Origin of the sequence: Paenibacillus thiaminolyticus (assembly GCF_003591545.1) — a bacterium.
GTDB lineage: Bacteria > Bacillota > Bacilli > Paenibacillales > Paenibacillaceae > Paenibacillus_B > Paenibacillus_B thiaminolyticus_A.
Genome location: NZ_QYZD01000005.1, coordinates 204917 through 231211, shown reverse-complemented (window position 1 = coordinate 231211; position 26295 = coordinate 204917). Strand labels below are relative to the sequence as shown.

At 56.5% G+C, this 26295-nt stretch carries 20 protein-coding genes; 16 read left to right on the top strand and 4 right to left on the bottom strand.

The features are described 5' to 3' along the window. Positions 1-12: 12 nt before the first annotated feature. The 4 genes from DQX05_RS08785 (at position 13) to DQX05_RS08770 (ending at position 6806) form a co-directional block, all read left to right on the top strand. A complete protein-coding gene (locus DQX05_RS08785; RefSeq protein WP_119792732.1) occupies positions 13-927 on the top strand; it encodes a carbohydrate ABC transporter permease in 915 nt (304 codons plus the stop codon). 102 nt (positions 928-1029) lie between these two features. Then, positions 1030-2511, top strand: coding sequence for an ABC transporter substrate-binding protein (locus tag DQX05_RS08780; protein ID WP_119792730.1), 1482 nt, complete (start codon positions 1030-1032; stop codon positions 2509-2511). Between the two features lie 268 nt (positions 2512-2779). Further along, the gene (locus DQX05_RS08775; protein WP_119792729.1) at positions 2780-4063 is read left to right on the top strand and encodes a glycoside hydrolase family 125 protein; all 1284 of its coding nucleotides are present in this window, start codon (positions 2780-2782) and stop codon (positions 4061-4063) included. A 25-nt stretch (positions 4064-4088) separates the two neighbouring features. Continuing rightward, entirely contained in the window at positions 4089-6806 is a 2718-nt protein-coding gene (locus DQX05_RS08770; protein ID WP_119792727.1) for an alpha-mannosidase, read from the top strand. Between the two features lie 283 nt (positions 6807-7089). Here DQX05_RS08770 and DQX05_RS08765 read toward each other — a convergent pair whose 3' ends face one another. The 4 genes from DQX05_RS08765 to DQX05_RS31870 form a co-directional block, all read right to left on the bottom strand. Beyond that, a complete protein-coding gene (locus tag DQX05_RS08765; RefSeq protein WP_119792725.1) occupies positions 7090-8181 on the bottom strand; it encodes a M24 family metallopeptidase in 1092 nt (363 codons plus the stop codon). 228 nt (positions 8182-8409) lie between these two features. Beyond that, on the bottom strand, positions 8410-8934 hold the full coding sequence (locus tag DQX05_RS08760; RefSeq protein ID WP_182914680.1) for a hypothetical protein: 525 nt from the start codon (positions 8932-8934) through the stop codon (positions 8410-8412). A 145-nt stretch (positions 8935-9079) separates the two neighbouring features. Further along, the gene (locus DQX05_RS31875) at positions 9080-9538 is read right to left on the bottom strand and encodes a helix-turn-helix domain-containing protein (protein ID WP_259391869.1); all 459 of its coding nucleotides are present in this window, start codon (positions 9536-9538) and stop codon (positions 9080-9082) included. A gap of 153 nt (positions 9539-9691) precedes the next feature. After that, complete coding sequence (locus DQX05_RS31870; protein WP_259391868.1) at positions 9692-9874, bottom strand: cupin domain-containing protein; 183 nt, start codon at positions 9872-9874, stop codon at positions 9692-9694. Positions 9875-10332: 458 nt separating this feature from the next. Between DQX05_RS31870 and DQX05_RS08750 the strand changes: the two genes are divergently transcribed. The 12 genes from DQX05_RS08750 (at position 10333) to DQX05_RS08690 (ending at position 26185) form a co-directional block, all read left to right on the top strand. Continuing rightward, complete coding sequence (locus tag DQX05_RS08750; RefSeq protein WP_119792723.1) at positions 10333-11007, top strand: TorD/DmsD family molecular chaperone; 675 nt, start codon at positions 10333-10335, stop codon at positions 11005-11007. A gap of 250 nt (positions 11008-11257) precedes the next feature. Further along, positions 11258-12769, top strand: a complete 1512-nt coding sequence (gene cls, locus DQX05_RS08745) for a cardiolipin synthase (protein ID WP_119792721.1) — start codon at positions 11258-11260, stop codon at positions 12767-12769. Positions 12770-13295: 526 nt separating this feature from the next. Beyond that, the gene (locus tag DQX05_RS08740) at positions 13296-14522 is read left to right on the top strand and encodes an MFS transporter (RefSeq protein WP_119792719.1); all 1227 of its coding nucleotides are present in this window, start codon (positions 13296-13298) and stop codon (positions 14520-14522) included. Between the two features lie 288 nt (positions 14523-14810). Continuing rightward, positions 14811-15473 carry an L-serine ammonia-lyase, iron-sulfur-dependent subunit beta gene (sdaAB, locus tag DQX05_RS08735; RefSeq protein ID WP_119792718.1) on the top strand — a complete coding sequence of 221 codons (663 nt, stop codon included), beginning with the start codon at positions 14811-14813 and terminating at the stop codon, positions 15471-15473. Positions 15474-15507: 34 nt separating this feature from the next. Further along, positions 15508-16416, top strand: coding sequence for an L-serine ammonia-lyase, iron-sulfur-dependent, subunit alpha (sdaAA, locus tag DQX05_RS08730; RefSeq protein ID WP_119792716.1), 909 nt, complete (start codon positions 15508-15510; stop codon positions 16414-16416). 283 nt (positions 16417-16699) lie between these two features. Beyond that, a complete protein-coding gene (gene fni, locus DQX05_RS08725; protein WP_119792714.1) occupies positions 16700-17749 on the top strand; it encodes a type 2 isopentenyl-diphosphate Delta-isomerase in 1050 nt (349 codons plus the stop codon). A 319-nt stretch (positions 17750-18068) separates the two neighbouring features. Then, positions 18069-18632: an ECF-type riboflavin transporter substrate-binding protein gene (locus DQX05_RS08720; protein WP_119792712.1), complete on the top strand. Its 564-nt coding sequence runs from the start codon at positions 18069-18071 to the stop codon at positions 18630-18632. 128 nt (positions 18633-18760) lie between these two features. Beyond that, entirely contained in the window at positions 18761-20473 is a 1713-nt protein-coding gene (locus DQX05_RS08715) for an ABC transporter ATP-binding protein (protein WP_119792710.1), read from the top strand. Then, positions 20466-21296 (top strand): energy-coupling factor transporter transmembrane component T family protein, encoded by an 831-nt coding sequence (locus DQX05_RS08710; RefSeq protein WP_119792709.1) that lies wholly within the window; start codon positions 20466-20468, stop codon positions 21294-21296. Before DQX05_RS08715 ends, DQX05_RS08710 begins: the two co-directional genes overlap by 8 nt. Positions 21297-21773: 477 nt before the next feature. After that, positions 21774-23129, top strand: coding sequence for a sodium-dependent transporter (locus DQX05_RS08705; protein ID WP_119792707.1), 1356 nt, complete (start codon positions 21774-21776; stop codon positions 23127-23129). Positions 23130-23295: 166 nt separating this feature from the next. Then, the gene (locus DQX05_RS08700; protein WP_119792705.1) at positions 23296-24279 is read left to right on the top strand and encodes a hypothetical protein; all 984 of its coding nucleotides are present in this window, start codon (positions 23296-23298) and stop codon (positions 24277-24279) included. Positions 24280-25024: 745 nt separating this feature from the next. Further along, on the top strand, positions 25025-26185 hold the full coding sequence (locus tag DQX05_RS08690) for a hypothetical protein (RefSeq protein ID WP_119792701.1): 1161 nt from the start codon (positions 25025-25027) through the stop codon (positions 26183-26185). The last annotated feature ends 110 nt before the right edge of the window (positions 26186-26295 follow it).

Sequence of the window (26295 nt, the reverse complement as noted above, 5' to 3'; positions counted from 1 at the left end):
GGGGGGACGACATTGAGAAAAAAAACACGAGATTTCCACAATTTATCGAGAGGCACCAACCTGATTTTCAACCTGATTGCCGGTTTGTTTGCTTTCCTGTGCGTCTACCCGTTCTTGTTTGTCATTGTCATTTCATTGACGGAAGAGGGGGCGCTTGCTCGGAACGGATATTCCATATTCCCGGAGAAATGGAGCTTTTCCGCCTATAAGTACATTTTCGAAGCCGGAGATCAGTTGCTTCGATCGTACGGGGTGACCATTATGATTACCCTAATCGGGACTGTTATCAGCTTGGCCGTGATTTGTCTCTATGCTTACGCGATATCGCGCAGAAACTTTGAATACAGAAACTTCTTTTCCTTCATTGCCTTCTTCACGATGCTGTTCAATGGCGGCTTGGTGCCGACCTACATGGTATTGACACAGATTCTGCATTTGAAGGACACGATTTGGGCGCTGATTCTGCCGCTCATCATGAATGCTTTCTATGTACTGATTATGAGGACCTTCTATAAGACGACGGTTCCTGACGCAATTATTGAATCCGCCAAGATCGACGGAGCCGGGGAGCTGCGGGCATTCATTACAATTGTGCTGCCAATCTCCTTGCCAGGGATTGCCACGATTGGATTGTTCGCCACGCTTGGTTTCTGGAACGACTGGTTCAACGCGCTGTTGTACATCGACAATCCTGCGCTCGTTCCACTGCAATCGATGCTGATGCGGATCGAGAACAGTATGCAATTCTTGCTCAACAATGCGCAGCTCAATGCATCGGGTCAGACGCTTGAATTGATGCGGACGCTGCCGCAGGAATCGACACGGATGGCGCTCGTCGTCCTGGCCACGCTGCCAATCGCCTGTGCATATCCGTTCTTCCAGCGCTACTTCGTTCAAGGCTTGACCATTGGAGCTGTCAAAGAATAAGCAAGACAACCTTCGATTATTCCCGGGCGGCGGTACATAAGTTATCTGCCGCTCCGGAAATAATATACACAAAAACTTGGTCACAAAAAGGGGAGGAAAAACATGGCTAAGGCAAAAAAAATGTTGCTCATGACTTTCTGTCTTGTCCTGGTTGCTTCGCTGGCACTGGCTGGCTGCGGCAGCAAGAAGGAAGAAGCGGGTGGAGCAGAAGCGGGCACGAGCGAGAAGCCGGTTGAGCTGATCTGGTATTCCATCGGAGCGCCGCAAAAAGATTTGGACAAGGTCATGGAAAAGGTTAGCGAGTACACCAAGGAAAAAATCGGTGTTACCGTCAAAATGAAAATGTTCGACTTCGGTGATTACAACCAAAAAATGGGTGTTATTGCCGCTTCTGGTGAACCGTTTGATATCGCATTTACTTCTTCGTGGGCTTTTGAATACGTTGCCAATTCGAAGAAAGGTGCATTCTACGAGCTTGATGAGTTGATGGATCAGTATGGTCAAGACATTAAAAAGCTGGTTCACCCTTCGTTCCTCGAAGGCGCTAAAATCGATGGAAAAACGTATGCAATTCCGGTAAACAAAGAATTGCCTGCGCAAAAAGTATTCCGCTTCAACAAAGAGCTGGTTGACAAGTACAATCTGGACATCAACAGCGTGAAGACACTGGAAGATCTGGAGCCGCTGCTTGCGAAGGTCAGAGATGGCGAGCCAGGATTGTACCCACTGTCTGCGGATAAGCAATTCAAGTTTGCCGTTCCTTACGACCTGGTGAACGAGAACCTGCCATTGGGCGTCGCGCTGACAGACACGAACGATCTCAAAATCGTCAACATTCTCGAACAGCCAGACATGATGAAAGGCTTCGAGACGATGCATGAGTATTACAAAAAAGGTTACCTGAAGAAGGATGCTGCAACCGCTTCCGGCGGGGATGAAATGAAAACCGGAAAATGGCTGGTAGATATGCCGGATACGCAGCCGTTTGCCGATAACCTGTGGTCTCAATCTTTGGGTTACCCGGTCGTATCGGTTCCTTACACCGAGCCATATGTTTATAACTGGTCCGTAATGGGTTCCATGCACGCAATTTCAGCGAACTCCAAGTACCCTGAAAAAGCAATGCAATTCCTAAACCTGTTGAACTCGGATCATTACTTGCGCAACCTGGTGAACAACGGTATCGAAGACGTTCATTACAAACGCATTGATGAGGAAACGGTTGAGTACTTGCCAGCAAAAACCGAATCGTATGATATGCCAACCTTTACGCTGGGTAACTTCTTCATCTTGGATAAGCTTCCTGCCGACCCGAAAGATAAATGGGAGCAGTTCGCGGAGTTCAACGACAGCGCGAAAAATGCGCCGCTGCTTGGCTTCCACTTCAATGCAGACAGCGTAAAAACGGAAATGACTGCGTTGACGAACGTAAAAGACGAGTTCTATGCGTCCCTGTTCACTGGCTCGGTAGATCCGAAAGTATACGTGCCGAAGGCAGTCGAGAAATTCAAAGCGGCTGGGTTGGACAAAGTTCAAGCCGAAATGGAAAAACAACTGGAAGAGTGGAAAGCATCCAGAAAATAAATAACGGCATCGTTCCATTCGCTGGATAAAGGCAGCCTGCTGCCGGCCAGCAATGAATCGCCGCAACTGTGCAGTCAGGTGGAGCGTAGGCTTCACCTGACTGTCTGCTATTCGCGCTCAAGACTGCGGAATAGGTACGATTGTTGGTTGAATTTTGCACAAGCCTTATATACAATATGATGGACATATCTAATGTAATAAATAATGCAATAGCCGGAACACACGGCACGACTACTTTGATTGATGGATGGAGAAGGAGAGAGCTGACATGGAACGCCTACCGCAAGCCGTGCTTCGCGTGATGGAAGAAGCCAAGACCCGATTAGCGGACAACCCGAAATTGCAGCAGCTGTTCTTGAACTGTTTCCCGAATACGCTGCAGACGACAACCAAATTGCATGAAGACGGCACGTCTTATGTCTTCACCGGAGATATTCCCGCCATGTGGTTGCGCGACTCCAGCGCCCAAGTGCGCCAGTATATGCCGCTTGCCAAGGAGGATGCGGATATTCGCCGCATCATTGCCGGGCTGGTGCGCAAGCAGATGAAATATATTCAAATCGACCCGTATGCCAATGCATTCAATGAAGAAGAAATTCCGCTCGATCAGATTCATCACCGGGATCAGACGGAATTGAACGGCTGGGTCTGGGAACGGAAATATGAGATCGATTCACTGTGCTACCCCATCCAATTGAGTTATTTGTACTGGAAGGAGACGGGCGATACGTCGCTCTTCGATGGCGAGTACAAGACGGTAGCGCATATCATCATGAACCTGTGGACGACAGAGCAGCGCCATTTCGAGCAATCGCCTTACCGCTTCTCGCGCATGGACTGCCGCAAGACGGACACGCTCAAGAACAACGGTCAAGGCATGCCGGTCAACTACACGGGCATGACGTGGTCCGGCTTCCGGCCAAGCGACGATGCGTGCACCTTCGGTTACCTGATTCCTTCGAACATGTTCGCCGTTGTCGTGCTTCGTTATTTGGAGGAGATCGCGACGGTTGTCTACGAGGATGCGCCATTCGCGGCCAAGGCCCGCGCGCTGTGTGAAGAGATCGAAGACGGCATTCGCAATTACGGCATCTTTCATCACCCGAAATACGGAGAAATCTATGCCTATGAGACCGACGGCTTCGGCAACTATAATCTGATGGATGATGCGAATGTGCCTAGCTTGCTGGCCATTCCTTATCTCGGTTATACGACGGAGGACGATCCGATCTATCAGAATACGCGCCGCTTCATTCTGAGCGAGGACAATCCTTACTATTATTCCGGCAAGGCCGCTCAGGGCATCGGCAGCCCACATACCCCTGACCAATACATCTGGCATATCGCCTTGTCGATGCAGGGATTGACCGCCGGATCGCCGCAAGAGATCGACAGCTTGATTCAACTGCTGACGGCGACGGATGCCGACACCGGTTATATGCATGAAGGATTCCATGTGGACGATCCGGCCCAATTCACTCGTGAATGGTTCGCCTGGTCGAACAGCTTGTTCTCTGAGCTAATCTACCGTGAATATTGGTTGAAAGCCTAATCCGACAAGAAGAGAGGGACAGAACATGACAAAAAAAACGGCTCACATCATCTCTCATACGCACTGGGATCGCGAGTGGTATATGCCTTACGAGTATCACCATGCGCTGCTGATCGAATTGATGGACACGCTGCTGGATACGCTCGATAACGATCCGGGCTTCAAGAGCTTCCATCTCGACGGCCAGACGATTATGCTGGAAGATTACCTCCAGGTCCGTCCGGAAATGAAGGATAAGCTGGAGAAATATATTCGCGAAGGCCGCATTCATATCGGTCCATGGTACATTCTGCAGGATGAGTTCCTGACGAGCAGCGAGGCGAATGTGCGCAACCTGCAGATCGGACATCGCGATGCCAACCATTACGGCGGCACGATCTCGAAGATCGGGTATTTCCCCGATTCGTTCGGCAATATGGGCCAGGCGCCGCAGATGCTCAAGCAGGCCAATATCGATGTAGCCGTGTTCGGACGCGGCGTGAAGCCGACCGGCTTCAACAACCAGGTATCCGAAGATGCCGCATACGAGTCCCCGTTCTCGGAAATGATCTGGGAATCGCCGGACGGCTCGCGCGTCATCGGCATTCTGTTCGCGAACTGGTACTGCAACGGTATGGAAGTGCCGGTCGACGAGCAGCAAGCGATTGCCTATTGGGAGAAGAATATCGACAATGCGGAGAAATTTGCTTCCACGCCGCATCTGTTGTTCATGAACGGCTGCGACCATCAGCCGATTCAGACGGATCTGTCCAAAGCGATCGAAGTAGCGAAGAAGCTGTTCCCGGATGTGGACTTCGTACACTCCAATTTCAATTACTATGTGGATGTGCTGAGACAGGAATTGCCTGAGAATCTGCAGACGGTCAAGGGCGAGCTGCGCAGCCAACGCACCGACGGCTGGTATACGCTGGTCAATACCGCGTCTTCCCGCGTCTACCTCAAGCAGATGAACGCGGAGAACCAGACGCTCCTGGAGAAGGTGGCGGAGCCGCTGGCGGCATTCGCTGACCAGGCGGGCAAGCCTTATCCGCATCACCTGTTCGTCTATGCGTGGAAGACATTGATGCAGAACCATCCGCATGACAGCATCTGCGGGTGCAGCGTCGATGAAGTCCATCGCGAGATGGTGACGCGCTTCGAGAAGTCGAAGCATATGACCGAGATGATTATTAACGAGACAGTAGACAGCCTCGTGAAGCAGATCGATACCTCGGCCTATGGGGCCAAGGAAGGCGTGCCGTTCGTCGTATTCAACACGGCGGGCTATGAGCGCAGCGGCATCGTCGAAGTGACGCTGGAGCTGAAGCGCCGCTACTTCCGCGAAGGGCATCCAACGAAGCTGGCCCGTGAGCTGAAGCAGGAGCCGATCGTGCCGGGCACGGTTATCGATGCGAACGGCAATGCGGTCGTCTGCGAATGGGAAGACGCGGGCGTCCAGTTCGGCTACGACCTGCCGAAGGACAAGTTCCGCCAGCCTTATGTGGCGCGCTGCGTGAAGGTTCGCCTGCAGGCAAGTGGCATGCCGGCCTTCGCGTATCAGACCTTCGCCTGGGTGGCAGGCGGAGAAGCGCCGCAAGTGGCCAGCTTGTTGAACGGGCAGAATACGCTCGAGAACGAACATCTGAAGGCAGTCGTCGAGGCGGACGGATCCTTGACGCTGACTGACAAAGCGACGGGACATACGTTCAGCGGGCTGAATGTGTACGAAGACAGCGGAGACATCGGCAACGAGTACATGTTCCGCAAGCCGAACGGCGAGGTGCCGCTCACGACGGCAGGTCTGGCGGCCGATATTCGCGTCGTCGAAGACGCGCCGTACCGCGCCGTCATCGAAGCGGTTCACCATTGGGAGATTCCAGCTTCCGCCGACGAGAAGCTGCAGGAAGAGATGAATGAGCTGGTAGACTTCCCAAGACGTACGGCACAGCGCTCCACGGCAATGGTGCCGTTCCGGCTTGTGACCCGCTACACGCTCGAGAGCGGCGCGAAGCGCGTCGAAGTGCAGGTGACCATTCATAACGAAGCCAAGGATCACCGGTTGCGCGCCCTGTTCCCGACGGCCTTGCAGGCGGAGACGCACCAGGCGGAATCCATCTTCGAGGTGGCCCGCCGCAATACACAGCCGGCTCCGGAATGGGAGAATCCGAGCAACGATCAGCATCAGCATACGTTCGCCAGCGTAAGCGACGGCCAACTCGGCTTGACCATCGCCAACCGAGGGCTGTACGAATATGAAGTGCTGCGCGACGGCCGCAACACGATGGCGGTTACCTTGCTCCGCTCCTCCGGCGAGCTCGGCGACTGGGGCGTCTTCCCGACGCCGGAAGCGCAATGCTTGGGCACGTACACCGCAGAATATGCGATTATTCCGCATGCGGGAGATGTCGTGGCCTCCGGCGCATACAAGGAAGCGCACACGTTCCAGGTGCCGTGGATTGTCCGCCAGGCTGAGGTGCATGCCGGCAAGCTGCCAGCGAACCATGCGTTCCTGGCATGGGACGGCGAAGGCATCGCGTTCTCCTCGATCAAGATGGCGGAGCAGACCGGCGACATGGTTGGCCGCTGGGTCAACTTTGCGCATGAGGCGAACACGTTGAACGTCTCTCTTCCGGAGACAGGCAGCGGCTTCTACCGCAGCAGCATCATGGAAGTGAAGGGCGAAGACCTTGCTTCCGGCGACAAGCGCAGCGTCAGCGTTGAGCTCGGCGCAGCGGAAATCTTCACGCTCGGCATGAAGAACTAAATGAACAAGCCCTCCCGAAGCATTGGCTTTGGGAGGGCTTGTTTGCGCCATATAGCGCGGTAAAGGATGGAGGCCGAACTGCTGAATCCTGCATAGTTGCAGCTTTTTACTCCTAACGAAGCGGAATTCTGTTAAAATCCTGCAATTTTACATCTTTTTGCTCATATTCTCTCTTATCGAAGCGATAACGGCCGCAAATTGCTGCACTTTTGCAGGAAATCCTTTTTCTTCATCCGGCACCTTTGAAAAAACTGTATTTTTACAGCTTTGACCAGAGAAGCCGCTATCCCCCGATGACTGTCAGTTCCTTCGGATAGGACGTGAGCACGCGCACGCCATCCTCCGTGACGATGACGTCATCCTCGATGCGCACACCCGCCACGTTCGGCACATAGACGCCCGGCTCGATCGTGAAGACCATGCCCGGCTTCAGCACATCCTCGTTCCGGCCATGCACGGATGGATACTCGTGCACATCCAGGCCGAGCCCGTGTCCGAGCCGATGGGTGAAGTAAGGTCCATAGCCCCGATCTTCGATCGTCTGCCGTGCCGTGCGATCGAGCGAGCCGAAGGTGACGCCGGGCTTGACGGCGGCAATGGCCGCTTCATTCGCCGCCAGCACCGTGTCATAGATGCGGCGGCTCTCTTCGTTCACTTCACCGACGGCGAAGGTGCGGGTAATGTCGGAGGCGTATCCGTTCACGTATACGCCCAGATCGAACAGGAGCAGCTCTCCCTCGCGGATGACGCGATTGCCCGGAACGCCATGCGGCAGCGCGGCCCTCTCGCCGGCCAGCACCATCGTGTCGAATGACGGGCGTTCCGCGCCCTTTTTCTTCATCAAATATTCCAGCTCCGCGACGACATCCAGCTCGGTGATGCCGGGACGCACGCGGCTTACGCCTTCCAGCAGCACCGCTTCAATCACCCGGATCGCCTCCATCAGCCGCTCCACTTCCTCCGGAGACTTGATGACGCGCAGCTCCTGCAGAATCGGCCCCGCATCGGCATATCGCTTGGCGCCCAGCGCTGCGGACAGTGCCTCGAACCGGGCGACGGAGATATGATTCTTCTCGAAGGCCAGCTGCTTCAGCCCGGCGGGCAGGCAGGGCTTCAACACATCGTAAGGATTGTCCGTATCCGTATGGGTAACGATGTTCTTGACGGAGGAGGCGGATGCAGCCTTGTCCGCATCCAGGGCCGGCACGATCAGCGTCGGCTCGGCATCCCTCTGGATGACGAGACCGAGGAAGCGCTCATGCGGATCGCAGGCGAAACCGGTCAAGTAGTAGACATGCTTCGGATCGGTAATGAGCAGGGCGTCATGGCCCTCCTGCTCCATTGCCGTGCGTAATCTGTTCCAGGACTCGTTCATAGCTTTTCATCCTTTCCATAGTGCGGCGAATCATTATTCTTCATTGACCATATCATAAGTATGGCTTCCCGTGCGAGTACATTTGCACCATCCGCGTCCGAAGTTTGCAGCTTTATTAGGGTCTTGGCTAACAGACATGACGGGAAAAAGGGCCGCAACGAAGAGGACAGCCCGAGTACATCCCGGACTGCCCTTGCTGAACGTTCATATGGAGGATTGCTATATCGGCTAGGACACGTCGCAATAGAACGACAGTCCGATCCGCTCTCCGCCGAGCCACAGCGCGCCAGGGCCGCATAACAGCATCACCTGCTTGGCCCCCGGGTGCGCAGCGGTATCCTGCTTCGCCTCGGCTGCCCAGCATGCGGCCGCCTCCGGGCGGAAATAGTCCATGAACGACACATCGCTTGCCATATAGCCGAAGGCGCGATTGCCGGTAATATAGCGGTCGAAGCGGCGGCGCAGCTCGCTGCCGCCGTACAAATAATCTTCCGTGGAATAGACGTGAGCCCGAATCTGCTCCTGTTCCAGCCGGTCCGCCAGCCGGGAGGCGACGGCTTGCACATTCGCGCCATGCGTCGCATCAAGCGCCACGTACAGAACATCCTCCCTTCCCGCATGGCATGCGGCCAGAACCGCGTCCGCGATCCGGTCCATTCCCGTCTCCAATCCGGATGGCACCCAGTCCAGGGGGCGGTGCCCCTCGCCGGGAACATCCGCATGAATCCGGTTGCGTGGAAGCTTGTCGAACATTAAAAAGCCCTCCGTTCCCTCTACACATTTGAGCCGTGAACTCTCGGACCGAACAGGTCTGCCCGGCTCAAGCTCATTGTAGAAAAAGTCAGGGGGGCTGTATTTGGACAATGCAGCTTTGTTTTTGTACAGAACGGACATGGCTTCAACGCACCGGCCCGGAACGCCCTTCGGCGAAGCCGGAACGGCGGAAGCGCGCCGGGGAGACTCCCAGCTTGCGGGTAAAGACGCGTGTGAAGTAATGGACGGACTCGAAGCCGCACCGTTCGGCGATATCCTTGATCGCGGCATCGGAGGAGAGGAGCAGGTCCTTGGCCAGCCAAATGCGGCGCTCCTGCATATAGTGGACGAAGGTCTGCCCGCTCTCCTGCATGAACAGCCGCGACAGATGGCGCGGGGAAATATGCAGATGCTGAGCGACGATATCCAAGGTCAGCGGAGCATTCAGATTATCTTCGAGATAGAGCCGGGCGCACCGGAATAGCTCGTTGCCCGGCCGCGGAGCTTCTCCCTCCAGCGCCGGGGCGGCCGGCAGGCCGGAGGCATCCGGCATGAACAGCGGCAGCATCGAGGACAGGAGAGCATGACCGGTTGCCCGCAGCATATCCGGCGGATATAGAAGCTGCCCGCCCTCAGACAGCGCGAGGAGCGCCTCCCACAGCTTGGCCGCGGGGGCGGAGGACGCATCGGCGAGGCAGGGGACGGCATCCTCGGCCAGGCGCCGGAAGGCCTGGATATAGTCGTCCTGCGTCGCGCTCTACTCGATGTCGAAGTCGACGAACAGCAGCGCCATGCCCGCCGTGCTGCGGATCTGGTGCCAGACGCCCGGCCGCGAGCAGATGGCACTGCCGGCGCGCAGAATGTAATGCTGCCCGTCATCGGTATATTCCCCTTCCCCCTCCAGCACATAGCACATCTCAAAAAAGGAATGGCGGTGCACTCAGTTGTTAATATGCTTCGGCATGAAGCCCCAGTAATGCACGCGGAACCCGGCCGATCCGGCATGCAGAGAAGTCGCGTGGACGTTCAGCAGCGCGTTCGCCTTTTTTGAAGGCGGATAATAGCAAAGGCATCATCGACACTCCTCGAATTTTCGTTCATGGCTTGCTGTGTCCTATTGTACACTGCACGAGGCCGCCCTTCATCCGAAAGGCCGCGTTCCAGTTTTTACATGTAGGCGCAATGTCCTGAATCTGGTAGAATGGGTAGCCGTGTGATCGAACGGAAGTTTGTCCAATCGGTGACGCAAAATCTTGGAATTCCCTGCTGTTCACACAAGATTCACATGCAGCGCTTTCAAGCGCGGGAATGTTTGTGTTTCGTCACAGCTTTCCACATCCGGGTATGGGACAATATGGGTAAGCAAGGGAATTCATCATCATATGGAGGGGACGGACAATGTTGTTAGCGGCAGATCGACCGGCACAGTGGAATGAAGAGACTGTTGAACGGCTGGAGACGCGGATGGCGGCATATCAATTGCTGGCTGACTTCCTGGGTCACATGCCAACGCTCGATGTCTTGATGTCTTGGCGGAATCATGAAGGGATGAAGCGGTTATCCCGCCATTCCGAGGCTGCCCGCGACCTGTGCTCGTTGTTGGATACTTTGTCGGTAAGCGAATTGTACGCCGTATTCTCTTCCTTGCGCGATGACTATTACCGCTTATTCGGAAGCTCGGGACAGCTGCCTGTCACGCCTTGCGAGACGATGTACCGGGCCAACGAACAGAAGCTGCCGAAGAGCTATGCTCAGATTGTGCGGCAGCATTACGCCGAATTCAGCCTCTACTTCAAGAAGATGAACGGCGAGCCGGATGATCATATCGCCATCGAGCTGGAGTTCATGGCGGTCCTGATTGGCAAAATGCTCGGCAATGTCATGACCGAGGAGCGTTACCACCGTTACATGGATGGACAGCGGCGCTTCGTGCTGGACCATCTGACGCGCTGGGCTCCGTGCTTCGGCGAAGACTTGGCGAGGCATGCGGATCATCCGCTCTACCGCGCGATCGGGCGTTTGCTGGTGGAGTTCATAGCCAGCGAGGCTGAGCGGGCCGGGCAGGCGGCGTAAGCGGCGGCGCGCAGGAAGTACCACCATAGATACAGAATACCGGTCAAGGAATCGATTCAGATACACAGGACCTTTCTGCGGAAAGGTCTTTTTTATATTTTTTCAGGGATTTCATTCCCATATTCAAGGGAGCGCTTGTCGAATATAATAGGAAAAAGAAGAAATTGAAGAAATCGCGGCTATGCCGCGCAATATGCTTCACAAATACCTGAGAGAGAAGCGCCGCTAGGGCGTGAATGGGGGCCTCGTCATGAGAAGAGTGCTGCAAGTTGGACTATTTCTTATCTTGTTACTCGCTTTCGGTTATTATACGAATGGCACGATTGGCCAAAATATCACGACGGCGCTGAGCATTATGACGACGCTCGCGGTGGTTACGCTGGCTATCATCATTTTTATGGAGAACCGGAATCCCTCCAGCACGGTTGCCTGGCTATTGGTGCTGGCGGTGGTGCCTGTCGTCGGCTTTATCTTTTATCTCGTGTTCGGCCAAAATTACCGCAAGCGCCGCCGGTATACCCGGAAGGCGCAGCAGGACAAGCATACCTATACCTTCGCAGAGAACGAAGCGAAGCAGCTGCGGGAGGAGACGCTGGCTTCCATGACACCGGATCAGCGCCATCTGCTCCGCTTGACCAGCCGCATCAGCAAGAGCCCGATTACGTTTGCGTCGGACACGCGCATTCTGAACAACGGCGAAGAGACGTTCGGGGCGTTGCTTGCGGAGCTGAATCAGGCCCAGCATCATATTCATATGGAATATTATATTTACCGCGATGACGACATCGGAAGCCGCATTGCCCAGATTTTGATGGACAAGGCCCGGGCCGGCGTCGAGGTCCGGTTCATGATCGATGCGGTCGGGAGCATGCAGCTGCGCAAGCCCTTCCTGCAGGAGCTTCGGAATGCCGGCGTGCAGGTGGCTGTCTTCGGCAATGTGAAGTTCCCGATCTTCTCCAATCGGGTCAATTACCGGAACCACCGCAAGATTGTTGTCATTGACGGCAATGTTGCGTTCATCGGCGGCCTCAATGTCGGGGATGAATATTTGAGCCTCAATAAGACATACGGCTTCTGGCGGGATACGCACATGATCGTGCGCGGCGACGCGGTGCAGACACTGCAGATCATTTTCCTGCAAGACTGGGCCCATACGAGCGGAGACATGCTCTACGGTGCGGAATACCTCCAGCCGGAACCGGTGGAGGCGACGGCGGGCGCGGTGCAGATGATTGCGAGCGGGCCGCATCAGGAATTCAAGACGATGAAGAATCTCTTCTTCTCCATGCTGACCTCGGCCCGGCGCTCGATCTGGATAGCGACGCCATATTTCATTCCGGATGAGGACATTTTTACCGCGCTGCGGGTAGCGGCCTTGAGCGGCATCGAGGTGAAGCTGCTGTTCCCGGGCAAGCCTGATAAATGGCTGCCGTTTCTGGCCTCCCATTCCTATTTCCTTGGTCTGCTGGAGGCAGGCGTGCAAATCTACGAATATGAAAAAGGCTTTCTTCATTCGAAGCTTATCATCGTGGACGGCGAAGTGGCGACGATCGGCACCGCGAATATGGATATGCGCAGCTTCCACCTTAACTTCGAGGTGAATGCGCTGCTGATCCGGACGGAGAGCGTCGAACAGCTGGCCCGGGAGTTTCAGCAGGATTTGGAATCGGCCGTGCAGATCTCGGATGAACAATTTGCCAATAAAAAAGTCATTACCCGCTTCCTTGAGTCAGCGGCCCGCTTGTTCTCGCCGCTGCTGTAGGCGGAGACGGGAGCCTGGCGGGGCTGTGATTGGCGGGGCGCCGCCCGCGGTCTCTGCCGTCCGGTCCGAGGCGAGCGGGGCAGGCCCGGATCGAGGGTGCGGGCGGGGTGATGCGACCGGCTCTCCGGCCGATGACGGCTGCTGCGGCAGGCCGTTCGGCGATTGACTAGCAGTGATGAATATGGCATGATGTATCTAGTTATTTTTGAGAACGATTTTCATTATTCAGGATCATACCCAGACGCAACCGGAACGAGAACGGGGAGGGGAAGAGCATACCCATCCGGGATAACGGGGCGAGCCGCGCTCTCGACGGGGTGGGCATGATGATGAATGCCAGGATAGACGCGATACAGGTCATCGGCAAGGAATGCCGCTGGCCTTTTTGGCCTTGCTTGGAGGATCGGAATCGGCGCCCTCCCGGCGTGGCAGGGAGGCGGCGCTGAGCGGCATGGAACCATTACCTGTCATGGGCGGGAACATGGTATGATAAGTCCATCTGTACATAGAATTGGAGAGGATTCGGATGTGGACGAATCGGAATGTATGGATTGTGCTCTGTGGCGAGTTCGTAGCCGGCCTCGGTCTATGGACTTCCATTATCGCCAATCTTGAATTTATGCAGCATCGGGTGCCTTCAGATTTCATGAAGTCGATCATTCTGTTCATCGGCTTGCTGGCAGGCGTTCTGATCGGCCCCTATGCGGGAAAAGTGATCGATTCGTCGCGCAAGAAGCTGGTGCTGATCTATGCCGGTCTGGGGAGGATGGCCGGCGTCTGCTTCATGTTCATTGCGCTAGCGACCGACTCCGTGCTGTGGATGGTGCTGTTCAACATTACGCTGCAGATCTCGGCGGCATTCTATTTCCCTGCGCTTCAATCCGTTATTCCGCGCATCGTCGCCGACAAAGATCTGTTGACCTTGAACGGCGTCCATATGAACGCCTCCACCATCGCCCGGATTATCGGCACCGTGCTGGCCGGCATGATGCTGACAGTCATGAGCCTGGCGTCGCTCTATGTGGCTTCCCTGGTCGGCTATGCGCTGCTGCTCGTATCGACGTTCTTCCTGGACGTCAAAGAGGATCTGCCGTCTGGCAAGGCGCCCTACGCAGGGAAGAAGAAGGGCGGAGGCTTCAAGGAGATCGTGCCGATGCTCAAGCGGATGCCGGTCGCGGTCATGGCGCTTGGGCTGTCATTCATACCGGGCTTGTTCATCGGCGGCTTCAATCTGATGGTTATCAACATCAGCGAGATCCATAATGACACCCAGATCAAAGGGTGGCTGTATGCGGTCGAAGGGATTAGCTTCATCGCTGCCGCCTTCTTCGTCAAGCGCATCTCGGGCAAGGGCGGACTGCTCAAGCTGCTGTGCCTGTTCGCTCTCCTGAGCGCGCTGGGACATTCGCTCTTGTTCTTTGCCGATATTCGCGGGATGGCGCTGTTCGCCTTCGGCTTGTTCGGTCTCGCGGCGGGCTTCTTCTTCCCGCTGTTGTCGACGTATTTTCAGAAGACGATCCCGAAGGAATATCACGGCCGCTTCTTCTCCTTCCGCACGATGCTGGACCGGGTCATGTTCCAGGTCGTGCTGCTCGCGACGGGCTTTATGCTCGATACGATCGGGCTTTCTTATATGGTCCTCGTATTCGGCGGACTGTCGGCATTATTTATCATCTACGCTTATGTCCGCTCTTCCCGCATGCCGGAACGTCCGCTGAAGGCGGTGCCGGATCCGGGAAGTCCTTCGATGTGATCGCGGGCTGCGTGCGGGCGGCACGCCAAAGCCGCCCGTAACCGGGCAGGAAAGAGGATTCGGACTGCTTTTGTTCGTGCAAAGCGGTCTTTTTTGTGCAAAAATCCCCTCTAGATGGACATCTAGCCGTCCAGAGGGCTTGCCTTCCGGCCGCCGGATTGGTAGGATGATGCTGAAAGTGCTTTCATTGATCATTCGCCGTACAGGATGCGCTCCCTGCTGCGTATCCTATCGTATGACGTGCGGAGCCGGATTCGATCATGGATACGCGTAGAAGGAGGAATCGCGATGAAATATCGCAGCGTGTTTGACATTATTGGTCCGATTATGGTCGGACCGTCCAGTTCACATACGGCGGGCGCTGCCAAGATTGGCCGCTTGGCCCGAAGCATATTCGGGAGACAGCCGAAGAAGGTTCATATTTTCCTGTACGGCTCCTTCGCGGAGACTTACAAAGGCCATGCGACAGATGTGGCACTCGTGGCCGGTCTGCTCGATTTTGATACGAATGACGCCCGGCTTCCACAGTCGCTCCAATTGGCGGAGGAAGCCGGGATGAAGGTTGAGATAACGGCCGAAGATGCGGTGCCGGAGCATCCGAACACGGCCCGTATCCGCCTGTCGGATGACCAGGAGGATATGGAAGTGAGCGGCATCTCCATCGGCGGCGGGAAGGTTGAGATTGTCGAGCTGAACGGCTTCAAGCTGAAGCTGTCCGGCCAGTGTCCGGCTATCCTTATATTGAACCATGACCGCTATGGTGTCATTGCGGGGGTGACGCGAATTTTGAGCGAGGCCCGGGTCAATATCGGCCATATGGAGGTCAGCCGCAAGGAGAAGGGCAAAATGGCGCTGATGGTGATTGAGACCGACGAAATGATCGATGAAGCGATGTTCGAGCAGATTCGCGGACTTCCCGGCGTGAACCGAGTGCTCCGCATGGAAGATTGATGCGCTGTCCAATCTAAGGGAGAGGTGATGAAGCATGTTCCGCAATGTGGCTGAGCTGGTCGCGCTGGCAGAGGAACGATCGTGCAAATTGGCGCACGTGATGATAGAGCAAGAGATGGAAGTGAAGCGAATGACGCGCGAGGCGGTCATCGCCCAGATGGAGCGCAACCTCGATGTGATGGAGCAAGCAGTCGCCCGGGGGTTGTCAGGCGTGAAGTCCCATTCGGGCCTGACTGGCGGAGACGCCGTGAAGGTCCAGCAATATATCGCCTCCGGCAAAGCATTAAGCGGCGGCACGCTGCTCGATGCGGTCAGCAAGGCGATGGCCACGAATGAAGTGAACGCGGCCATGGGGCTGATCTGTGCGACGCCGACGGCCGGCGCCGCGGGGGTGGTGCCGGGGACGCTGTTCGCGCTCAAGGAGAAGCTGAACCCGACTCGGGAGCAGATGGTGGAGTTTCTATTCACGGCTGGCGCATTCGGCCTTGTGGTGGCGAACAATGCATCCATCAGCGGAGCGGCGGGCGGCTGCCAGGCCGAGGTCGGATCGGCGGCGGGCATGGGGGCGGCGGCCATTGCCGAGCTGGCCGGGGGCACGCCGCAGCAGGCGGCGAACGCGATGGCGATCGCGCTGAAAAATATGCTTGGCTTGGTCTGCGACCCGGTCGCCGGGTTGGTGGAGGTGCCGTGCGTGAAGCGCAACGCCTTGGGGGCGTCCAATGCGATGGTGGCGGCCGATCTGGCCCTGGCCGGAGTGGAGAGCGTCATTCCGTGCGACGAAGTTATTGAAGCGATGTTCCGCATCGGGCAGAGCATGCCGATGGCGATGAAGGAGACGGCGCTTGGCGGTCTGGCAGCGACGCCGACGGGGATTCGGCTGAAAAAGGAGATTTTCGGCGAAAACTCGGGATCCGGCGCGGCGAATTCCGATCAGACGGAGTGATGCCCGATGCCGCAGCGGGGGTTGGCCGGCTCCGCGTACAGGACTTGGCCGCATCGTGATCACAGCCTGCGAGGTCTTCGAACCGGAAGGAACGCCTTCCTGGTTCGGAGGCCTTTTTAAAAATATATGAACGTATACGATAGCGTCCATATTTGCTATGCTAATGATGCTGAAAAATCGCCGGAGATGGCTATTTGCGGGCGACAGACACAGCAGCGGACGGGTTCCTGTCCGCTGCATTCGTTGCATTCATGATACAGGAAGAAGATGAAGGAGGTTCACAATGGAGGAACGGCAGCGGGCTCCTGGAGGAGCAACCGAGCAGCGCAAGACGGAGCATATTCGCATTTGTTTGGAGGAAGCGGTGAATGGCGTCGGGGTCACGACAGGGCTCGAACGTTACCGCTTTCTTCACCAGGCGCTGCCCGAGCTGGATTTCCGGGAGATCGATCTGGCGACGGAATGGCTGGGCAAGCGGATTCGCACGCCTTTCCTTATCAGCTCGATGACCGGGGGCAGCAGCATAGCTGCTCCGATCAACCGCCGGCTGGCCGCGGTGGCGGAGGTTCGGGGCTGGGCGATGGGCGTAGGCTCGGTACGGGCGGCGGTGGAGAATCCGGGATTGTCGGGCACCTTCCGGATTCGGGATATCGCGCCGACGGTGCCGATCTATTCGAATATCGGGGCCGTGCAACTGAACATGGGGATGGGAATCGAGGAATGCCGCCGCGCCGTGGATCTGGTAGAAGCGGATGGCTTAATTCTCCACCTGAACGCGCTGCAGGAAGTGTTCCAGCCTGAAGGAGACGTCAACTTCGCAGGATTGCTGCGTCGTATTGAAGAATTATGCACCCAGTTGGACGTACCTGTCGGCATCAAGGAGGTCGGCTGGGGAATCGCCGGCGATACCGCGCGGCAGCTCGCCGAGGCCGGCGCGTCCTTCATCGACGCGGCCGGTGCGGGCGGCACGTCGTGGAGCCAGGTCGAGAAGCTGCGCTCAGTCGACCCGATTCGCTGCCGCGCGGCCGAAGCCTTCGCCGGCTGGGGCATTCCGACGGCGGAGAGCGTCCGGCTTATTCGGGCGGCACTGCCGGATCAGCCGCTGATCGCCAGCGGCGGACTGCGAACCGGCGTCGATGCGGCGAAGGCACTAGCGCTCGGCGCGGATCTGGCCGGATTCGGACGCTCCCTGCTGGCCGCCGCCGCCGATTCGGAGGAGGCGGTAGACGAGGTTCTGGCACAGGTGGAGCTGGAGCTCCGCATCGCGATGTTCGGCATCGGAGCGGGCAGCATTCGGGCGCTGCGCGCCACGAATCGGCTGATGCCAAATTAGACAAGCTCTGCTATAATGGACACATTCAGCGGCCACAGACCCCGAGCCTGTGGCTTCCTTTATGCTCCCGGCTCACGGGCTCGGGGCGGTGTCCAACCTGCGCCTATGAAGCACCTCTCTCAGCTTGTCCGCTCGCCTTGCCAGAACTGTGAGTCACATTTATTTATGGGAAATAAAAACTGTACCCTTACCTTGGAATATCCTTTATATTATTATCGGAATCACAATCAAACGTTCGGATTTTACGCATATCGCTCTCCTAAGTCTGCCGAACGGGCGAATGTCGATACATATTAAACCAGGAAAGAAGGGTTGAAGCATGAAGCAATCGATGTTCAACTTTAGCACCAAGACGGTTGTTGCCATCGGGATCGGAGCGGCTTTATACGGTCTGCTAAGCACGATTACGATTCCGCTGGTACCGCAGACCGGTCTGCGCCCGGCCATTGCGATTCTGACCATTTTCGGGGCGATGTTCGGTCCGATCGTCGGTCTGTTGAGCGGGGCCATCGGTCATATCATTACCGATTTGACCTGGGGCGGCGGCACGATCTGGTGGACATGGGTGCTTGGATCGGCGGTGTCCGGATTCGGAATGGGGCTCGTCTACATAAACAAATCTTTCGATGTCAACGAAGGCCGTTCGACGAAGGGCGCCATTTGGACGCTCGCGATCACCGGTTCGCTGGCGCTGGTTGTCGGCTTCGGACTGTCCAGTATCCTGGATGTGTATTTGCTGGGAGAGGCGCCGGACAAAATGTGGCTCCAGTTCGTTGCTTCGACCTTGGCTAACATTGCTGTTCACTTGGTGCTGGGCCTCTCGGCCGTGCTTGGTCTTATCCGTTTGAACCGCCGCAATTCGAATTTGCGGGTACTTAAATAAGCTGCTAGAAATGAATGGAGTTCCACAGCATAGGAGGGCGCGCATGGCGGGATCGGAAGTCCTCCACGGGGCCTTATCCTGGTGGAACATGGATTGGCATGCAGCATCTGACAGGAGTTATCGAAATAATGAGGGAACCGCTTATCTCGTTTCGGGATTTCAGCTTTCAATATCGCAGCTTGTCCGAACCGACCTTGAAAAATATCACCCTGAACATCTATCCGGGGGAGAAAATATTGATTGCCGGACCGAGCGGTTCCGGCAAGTCCACATTGGCCCATTGCATCAATGGGCTGATTCCATTTACGTACGGCGGGACGATCAGCGGTGAATACAGCCTGCAAGGAAGCCGTCCGGCCGATCTGAGCATCTTCGAGATCAGCCGCAGCGTCGGCACGATTCTGCAGGATCAGGACGGCCAGTTCATCGGACTGTCGGTCGGCGAGGATGTCGCCTTCGCGTTCGAGAATGATTGCATGCCGGTGGCGGAGATGAAGCCGAAGGTCGCCCGCGCCCTGGAGATCGTCGACATGCTGCCTCATATCGGACATAGCCCGCATGAGCTGTCCGGGGGACAGAAGCAGCGCGTGTCGCTGGCGGGCGTGCTGTCGATGGAGGCCGACGTATTGCTCTTCGACGAACCGCTCGCGAATCTGGATCCGGCCAGCGGCAAGCATGCGATGGCTTTGATCGAGGACATTCACCAGCAGACCGGCAAGACGATTCTCATTATCGAGCACCGCGTCGAGGACGTGCTGGAGCAGCCCGTCGATCGCATCGTTATTATGGCAGAGGGACGGATTGTCCGGACGGGAACCCCTGACGAGATTCTGGCTTCTTCCGTCATGAGCACGCATGGCCTGCGCGAACCGCTCTACGTGACCGCCCTCAAATACGCCGGCTGCGAGCTGACGCCGGAAGATCATCCATCCTCGCTTGAGCGGGTCAGTGCGGATCTGGACAACCGCTCCCGCCTGGCCGCCTTCGCCGCTGCGGCTGATGCGGTGAAGCCGCTGCCTGCCCGCGAACCGCTGGTCGAGATGGATGATGTCCGCTTTTCCTACGATGGCGAGCGCGAGGTCATTCGCGGAGTCAGTCTGACGATTGGGCAAGGGGAGCGGCTGGCCCTGCTGGGCAATAACGGCGCGGGCAAGTCCACCTTATCCCATCTGCTGACCGGGATTGCGAAGCCTTCGTCCGGCTCGATCCGATTGTTGGGGGAAGACACCCGCAGCTGGTCGATTCGCCGGCTCGGCCAGCAGATCGGCTACGTCATGCAGAACCCGAATCATATGATTACCCAGGCGATGATCTGGGATGAAGTCGCGCTGGGCCTGCGCGTGCGCGGGCTTGGCGAGGAGGAGGTCTCTGCCCGGGTCGAGGAGACGCTCCGCATCTGCGGTCTGTACGGCTACCGGGAATGGCCGATTTCCGCTCTGAGCTACGGTCAGAAGAAGCGCGTTACGATCGCTTCGATTCTGGCGCTGGAGCCGCGGCTGATGATTCTGGACGAGCCGACGGCCGGACAGGATTATAAGCACTATACGGAATTTATGAGCTTCATCTCGCGGCTGGCGGACAGCGGGTTGTCGTTCCTGTTCATTACCCATGACATGCATCTCGCTCTGGAGTATACCGAGCGGGCCGCCGTGCTCTGCGACGGCGCCATCATCGCTTGCGGCGAGACGGCATCGGTGCTCACGGATGTATCCGCTATCGCGCGTGCGAATCTGAAGGAGACGTCGCTGGGCGTACTGGCGCGGCTGACGGGCGCCGCTGTCCCGGAGATGCTTGTACGCGATTTCATTGCACATGAGAAGAAGGTGAATCATCATGAGTAAGGCGGGGATGCTCTACATCGACCGCAACACCCTGTTCCACCGGATGGACGGGGCGGCCAAGCTGCTCCTGCTGGCCGTGTGGACGGTCGCCGTCTTTTTGTTCCAGGATCTGCGCGTCTTCGTGCCGCTCTTCCTGCTGGGCATCATTATGCTCGTCAGCGCGAAGCTGCCGTGGCGGCGCATTCGCCTGCTCGTCTGGCTCATGATCGTCTTCAATGTGTTCAACTCGCTGTTCACCCTCGCCGTGACACCGGCTTACGGGAGCGTGGTGACCGGTTCGACGACGGTCATCGCCAATCTGGGCTACAACGTGCTGACGTTGGAGACGGTCATCTACGTATTGACACTGTCGATGAAATATATGTCCCTTATGCCGATTACGGTGCTCTTCATCTATACGACGCATCCGACCCGGCTGGCCAGCAGTCTGAACCGGGTTGGCGTACCGTACAAGGTCGCCTATGCGTTCAGCATCGCTTTCCGCTACATTCCGGACATGCAGGCGGAATTCCGCAACATCTCGAATGCGATGCAGGCGCGCGGCATCGGCTTTGGCAAGGGAGAAGGCTCATTCTCGCAGCGGCTGAAGCACTTTATCTCGATCGCGATTCCGCTCGTCCAGTCTTCGCTCCATCGGATCGAGACGATCTCGAATGCGATGGATCTGAGGGGCTTCGGCAAGCATGCGCGCCGCACCTGGTATTCGGCCACGGTGTGGCAGCGGGAGGATTACGCTATGATAACGATTAGCGCCTTCGCGCTGATCGTAGCGATTATAGCGCGCGTTCAGGGATTCGGGACATTCTGGTATCCCTTCGCCTGAGGCGATCGGCGCCGGGACCGAACGGGGCTGTCTCATAAGCAGTATAGACTGCCGTGAGACAGCCCCGGCCTGTTGAATGAAGAATACTGCGTTTTCCCGGACAAGCCCGATGTTTCAATCATCCCCGGATGTGATATCCATTTCCTACATAACCCTGGAATCTAAGCCATATCAATGGATAGAAAGCAATAATCGGAGAAATTGATGCTTTCTTTCAGGAATTTCATCAAATAACGGCTCAAATAGGGGAAATTCCTGCGTTTATCCAGATTTCACGGTCTCATCTCTTGTCTGCCGCATGGCCCCGCCGCCTTCTTTGCCTCCACATTTGCCGCAATCCCGTCCTGTATCTTTGTCATTTATAAGTGTCCGATAGGACATTCCTTTTGTTTTTTTTTGGCATAACTATTGCAGTGAACCGGTGTTTGCAGGTAACCTAGAAAAAATAGAGCAGAGCAAGGAGTGCAATCGGTACGCATGTCAAGACAACAAAAATCAACTCATCGTCGAATCGACAAGAACAAAGATCAATTCAGCAGCTCTTCCGGGTTTATTCTGGCGGCCATCGGGAGCTCGGTAGGGCTGGGCAATATGTGGAAGTTCCCGTATGTCACCGGTCAAAATGGGGGAGGCGCCTTTTTCCTCCTGTTCATTCTCTGCCTTGTGCTGGTAGGGCTTCCGGTGCTGCTGGGCGAGCTGACAGTGGGCCGGGCGGGCAGAGGGGACCCGGTCACGGCCTTCCGCAAGCTGTCCGGAAAGAGAGGCTGGGGCGCGATTGGATTTATTGCGGTGCTTGCTCCCTTTCTCATTTTAACGTATTACAGCACCATTGCGGGGTGGACGCTTCATTATGCCTTTGAATCGTTGACGGGCGTCCTGTATGCCGATTCGGATTATGCAGGTCATTTCACAGCTTTCACTGGCGGCTGGGGGCCGGTTCTGTGGCAGTTGGCCGTGCTTCTGCTGACCGGCTACATCATTGCCCGCGGCATTACGGGAGGGCTTGAGAAATTCAATAAAATCGTCATTCCCGGACTGCTGATCATTTTGCTGGTCATGCTGGTGTGGACATTAACGCTGGAGGGTGCCGCTGAAGGCATATCGTACTTTTTGTATCCCGATTTTTCAAAATTGACTTTCCAATCCGCGCTGATGGCGCTGGGGCTTGCTTTCTTCTCCCTCTCTCTCGGGATAGGGGCGATGGTTACGTATGGCGGATACGTGAATTCGCGTCAGTCGCTGCCCGCAGCGACGCTGGCGGTGGGGGCCGGGGATCTGGTGTATGCGCTGATTGCCGGACTCATTATTTTCCCGACGATCTTCACGTTCGGAATCGAGCCGAATTCGGGGCCAGGCCTTGTTTTCGCGGCGCTGCCCGCCGCTTTCGCCTCGATGCCGTATGGTGAGTGGTTCGGGGGGTTATTCTTCATTCTGCTTGCCATCGCGGCTCTTACCTCTTGTCTGTCGCTGCTCGAAGTTCCGGTGGCCTTCCTTATCCGGCGCTTCCAGATGAAGCGCGGCTGGGCAACGATGCTTGTCATGGGCGCGGTGTACATATTTGCCCTCCCGGCGACGCTGGCGGCCGGCGGTGTATTGACGGATTGGAAGCCGGGCGGACGCAATCTGTTCGATTGGCTCGACTTCGTCACCTCCAATATTATGCTGCCATTAAGCGGCTTGTTCGTGACGCTGCTGATCGGCTTCGTCTGGACCGGCGCCAAGGAGGAAGCCGGACTCCGTCCGTTGATGGGACGGGTGTGGGGAGCTATGATGCGCTATGTCGCGCCAATCTTGATTATTCTCATTTTCCTCTCCTCCATCGGCATATTGTGACAGCTTGTGGCTCCTTGTCCTTTAATCCGAAAAAAAATGACGGCAAAGTGCAACATCTGCCAACCTGGGCCCGTCTGTAACAATGAACGCGGTAATTCTCCCGCATGATATGCAGCGGGTGAAGCGCGGAAATTGCAGTAACAGGACGCGACAGGGAGGAATTCAGATGAAAAAGCGTACATGGACAAAAATGATATTGACGGTAAGCATGCTTGCGATGGCGGCAATGCCGTTGACTGCGGCGGCCCAAGAGAATACCAACAAAGTGAGTGGTCAGGTCGTCAGCCAACAGGCAGACCGTTCTGAACAAGACAACAAGCATCAGGATCTTGATCGGCCAATCCAACAGGACTGGCTCGCCACGAAAGGCACAATGGAGGAAATTCGCATCAACAAGAACGGTGCTTACGTCACGGTGACCGGCGAGGGCGTGCAGGCCAACGCGCAAGACACGGTGGTGCTGGCCTTGACGGAGGATACGGCGATTGTGGATCAGAACGGCAACAAGGCGCATTTGCACCAAGCTGTGCAACAAGGCTGGACGGTAACCGCTTGGTACGGTCCGAAGCTGACTCGCAGCATTCCGGCGCAAGGCACGGCGGAAAAAATCGTCGTGGAGCGCCCAAGCAATGACAATGACGAGCAAAAGAACGAACTGAAGACGGATGGCATCATCGTGAACGCAAGCAAGGATCGCATCGAGCTGCTGGGCGAGAACCCGGTTATTCTGAACATTACCGACAAGACGGTCATCAAGGATGAAAAGGGCAACAAGCTGACAGCTGATGCGCTCAAGAACAATGTCCGCGTGGAAGCCCACTACAGTGCGGTCATGACGAGGAGCCTGCCTCCGATCAGCAATGCAACCAGCATCGTGGTCAAGGAAGAGACGGTTCGCCAGACAGGCACGATTCTGGATGTGAATGGCAAGGACGATCAAGCGTCCATTCGGCTGGATGTGGATTCCGACGGGAATACCGATATGGTGCTGTCCATCAATAAGGATACGACGATCGTGACCAAGGACGGCCAGGAGCTGAAGGTGAGCGAGCTGAAGGCCGGCCAAAAAGTTATCGGCTTCCATGCGCAATTTATGACCTTGTCTTTGCCGCCGATGAGCTATGCCTATCAAATTGTCGTAACGGAGTAAAATCGTATTGAGCATCCGCCGCCAGTCAGCAGGCGGATGAAGACAGTCCGGCCGGAGTGATTCTGGCCGGACTGTTCTGTTCTATGTTCATATCAGATTCTAGCCCTATTTTAGGCTTATTCCTGGGTTCCTGCTTTCTGGATAACATATTCATGGGGGCAAAGCTGCAATTTTACAGTTTTTTATGGCGTGGGAGGGTGACTTCTGAACAATTCCTGCAAAAGCGCAGCCTTTCGCCTGTAACGGCGGGTTTAGAGCCACAATTGCATTAAATTGATGTAGTTTTGCAGGCTTCCCTGCCACGTTAGGCGGCTTCGGCGAAAATCCTGCATATTTGCATCTTCCAATATGCTCCGGAACGATAAGCGAGTCTTTCATGTAAGCGTGGGGGATAATCCGGTCTTGCCTGCGACGGAAAAGCGAGCTCCTGCTTCGGATGCCGGACATGCCGAATGCGTCCCGCAATGGATACGCCCCCTGCGGCGCAAGGCTGCAGGGGGCGTTCCCGTGCCGTCTATTCGAAAAGGGGGAGAATGTCATGCTAGTATAGATTTCACCGCTTCCCAGGCGATTGAAACAGCAATTCTATCCATTTTTGATGGGGGCAATAGGGGGGCTATGGCCGACGGGCATTTTCTTTTCGACATTTTCCGATATTTTTCAGTAACTTCCCGGGCCTGAAGTGATATAATGGCAATTAAAACCACGGCCCCGATGGAAAGGGCGGCATACGGAGGAGAGAGTAATGGGGACGGCTTATGATGCGGGATGGCTGCATGCGTTCGGCTCTGGAGATTATTTGCCCGAGTTGCTCAACGTGATGGAGAACGGTTCGCGGGAGCAATCGGCAGATGCGGCCCATTCGCTATTCGAACAATTATGCAGTGACGGCAATGAGATGGATATCGCCGTCTGTGGGTTGATCCATTCGCTGATCGATATTTTGACCGTGCAGAACAAATCAGTGGCCAAGGCGACGATTTTGAACGGCATCGCCCAGGTGCTGCGTGTGACGGCGACCTGCCGGCTTCCGTTCGGCGTCACGCCGAACGCCCGGATCCAGGACGCGGCAGGGGAGGATGAAGCGGAACAGTTGGCCGGACGGTGGCTGGCTGCCCTGCGGGATCGGTTCACAGAGTGGACCACCCTCCTGCATGAAGACGAGCAGACGGCGATTCAGGCCATCTATGTCATTCACTTGATGCAGGACGCAGCGCCGGAAGCGGAGGATCTGCTGCTTGACGCTTCTCTGCATGGGGAATCGCATCGCGTTAGGCTGAACGGCCTCATAGCCCTTGCCGATTGCCGCCGCCGGCTTCATAAGCCGTTCAATCCTTCGCTTGCGTTCGGTCAACACCGCGACGATGTGAGCGAGGAAGCTGTCCGTTCCATCTGCATGGCGTTGACCGGGCAGGGGGGACTGGGACGGAACGAGTGGGAGCAGCTGATTCAAGGCTGCGCCTTGCCGCGGCTCGACCGGATTCAATTCCCGTGGGCAGACGGCGCCATCTCTTCCGTATGCGCCCAGGCTGCATGCCTGGCTCTTGCCCGAGCCGCATCGCGCGAGGAGCGGGCCGAATTTTGGATGAAGGCATTGGAACGGACCATTCAGGCGCACCGCCAGCGCTCCCGACAAGTCGTCTGGGAAATCGGGGCCTCGACAGTGCAATGGGATGAAGAGTGGCTGCAGTGGAATTGGAACGGGCCGATGCTGGTCGCGGAGGGGATGCTGTCCTCCTTGTTCGCGGGAGGGCGAGGCGCGGAGGCCGAGATCGAACCGGAAAATGAGCCGCCCGTCGTCGCGAAAGTGCTCAAGCTATGCCTGCAGTACCAGGTGGAGATGCCGAATGCCGGGCGCTATGGAGCAAGCGGTCTTATACGAAGTCTGTACCGTTATCTGGCCTAGACCTCTATCTGACTTAGACCTCTTCGGCTGCGGCTGCAGGAAGGCCGCCTGAGGCGGCCCGCCTTCCCTCGGCTCGATTGGTCAGTGGCCGGTTGGCCGCAACCGGAGAA